Origin of the sequence: Sphingomonas sp., assembly GCF_048594985.1 — a bacterium.
Taxonomy (GTDB): Bacteria; Pseudomonadota; Alphaproteobacteria; order Sphingomonadales; family Sphingomonadaceae; genus Sphingomonas_I.
Map to the genome: position 1 here is coordinate 1 of NZ_JBMDXG010000064.1, position 1,543 is coordinate 1,543.

Below are 1,543 nucleotides of genomic sequence, written 5' to 3' on the forward strand. Positions count from 1 at the left end.
GCAGCGCCTTGACCCAATGGATACGGCCGCCGCCCGGGCGTTCCTCCACCCAGTCGGATTCGGTCGTCGCGGCGATCACGATCAGTTCGTGGCCGAGATCGGCCAGGATGCCCATCTTGCGGTCGATATAGGTGCGCACCCCGCCGCCGGTGGGCGAGTAGAATTCGTTGACGTCGACGATGCGCATGCCGCCGCTCCTCAGCCGATCGGGGCGAATCCGCCCAGTCCGCGAAGATACTGCGCACGAATGTTGGTGACCGTCACGCCCGAGCCAACGTCGATCACCGCTTCCTGAAGCTTGGGGCGGCTGCGGCCCAGACGCCGATTGCTGGGAAAGCCCGCGCCGTCCTTCCAGAAATCGAACTTGTTGCGGCCGTCGCGGTCGTGGGTGAAGAGCAGCGCATAGCGGCCGGCCCTGGGCGCCTTGATGCAAAGGCTGACCTGTCCGCCTTCGGGCGTTTCCGCCCAGACGCGGCGAAACACCTTGCCCTCCTTGATCAGGTCGCGGTCGTCCTTCAGGAAATCATCGTCGTTCGCGGGATAGAGTTCCAGCTTGAGGCGACCGACGCGGTCCTTCAGCCCCATCACGTTGACGCGAATCGCCGGTCCGCTTCCGGCGATGCATGCGTTGCGGTCGGTTCCCAGCACCTCGCCCTGCGCGCCCGCCGGCGCGGCGAGCGCCAGCGCGATCCCCAGTGTCAGCTGCTTGGCCGTCATTGCGCCTTCCTCATCATCGCGTGCAGCGCGAACAGCGCGATCAGAACGACATGCATCAGCAGCGTGAACGCCGCAGTCAGTGCAACCAGTTCCGAAAGCGCCTCACCCTGGCCGATCAGTATGATCGCGAAGTTGGCGAAAAGAAGGTCCTTGTTGGGCACCAGCGGCAGCCGCGACACCAGCAGGCGCCCGGCGGCAAGGAACAGCCACATGCCGATCGACACGTCGGGCATCGCGAAATGCCAGGCGAGCGCGATCAGCGTGGACCCGCAGATCAGGCGCAGGCAGTGGACGCCGAACACCCACCACAGGTCCCGCTTGCCGAGCGAGAAGACGCGGCGCGAGAAGATGAGGAACGGCAGCGAGATGGCAACGATGATGCCCGTCGACCAGGCCAGCGTCTCGAACTGGTCGGCGGTCAGCAGCGTCGCGGCGAATGGCAGCGCGAGTGCGATCATGCCGAGCGTGATCGCGTTGCCAGCGATCGCCGACAGGATCGACACATCCTTGACCGCGCCGAACGGGGCGGCGACCATCTTCATCCGCTGGCGTGCCCAGGCGTAGAAATAGGCCTCGCCCGAATAGCCGAACACCACTTCGTTTGCGATCCGCTTCTTGTGAAGCGCGATCAACCCCTCGAACGGCACGCCCCACAGGCGGCGAAAGATGATGAAGTCGAACGTGGGCGGCGACATGTAGAGGAGGAAGAAACAAAGGTAGAAGCCGGCGTGCGTCGGCACCGACCGCTCGAGCGCCAGCAGCCCCCGGTCGAATAGTTCGTAGCCGAGGCCGACGACCATCGCGAGACTCAGGATCGCGCCGAGGA

The 1,543-nt window shown here is 65.1% G+C and carries 2 protein-coding genes and 1 pseudogene; all 3 read right to left on the reverse strand.

Features of this window, described 5'->3' with window-relative positions:
- A pseudogene (locus ACOJSF_RS02375) lies at nt 1-187 on the reverse strand (glycosyltransferase family 1 protein); the annotation flags it as partial.
- Nucleotides 188-198: 11 nt separating this feature from the next.
- A complete protein-coding gene (locus ACOJSF_RS02380) occupies nt 199-717 on the reverse strand; it encodes a DUF2141 domain-containing protein (RefSeq protein WP_420140637.1) in 519 nt (172 codons plus the stop codon).
- On the reverse strand, nt 714-1,543 hold an 830-nt coding region (locus ACOJSF_RS02385), incomplete at its 5' end, for a hypothetical protein (RefSeq protein WP_420140638.1). The genes ACOJSF_RS02385 and ACOJSF_RS02380, both read right to left, overlap by 4 nt.

Bases quoted from the DNA above. Each gene is read 5' to 3' on its own strand.
- ACOJSF_RS02380 (WP_420140637.1), bottom strand. From the start codon at position 717: ATGACGGCCAAGCAGCTGACACTGGGGATCGCGCTGGCGCTCGCCGCG.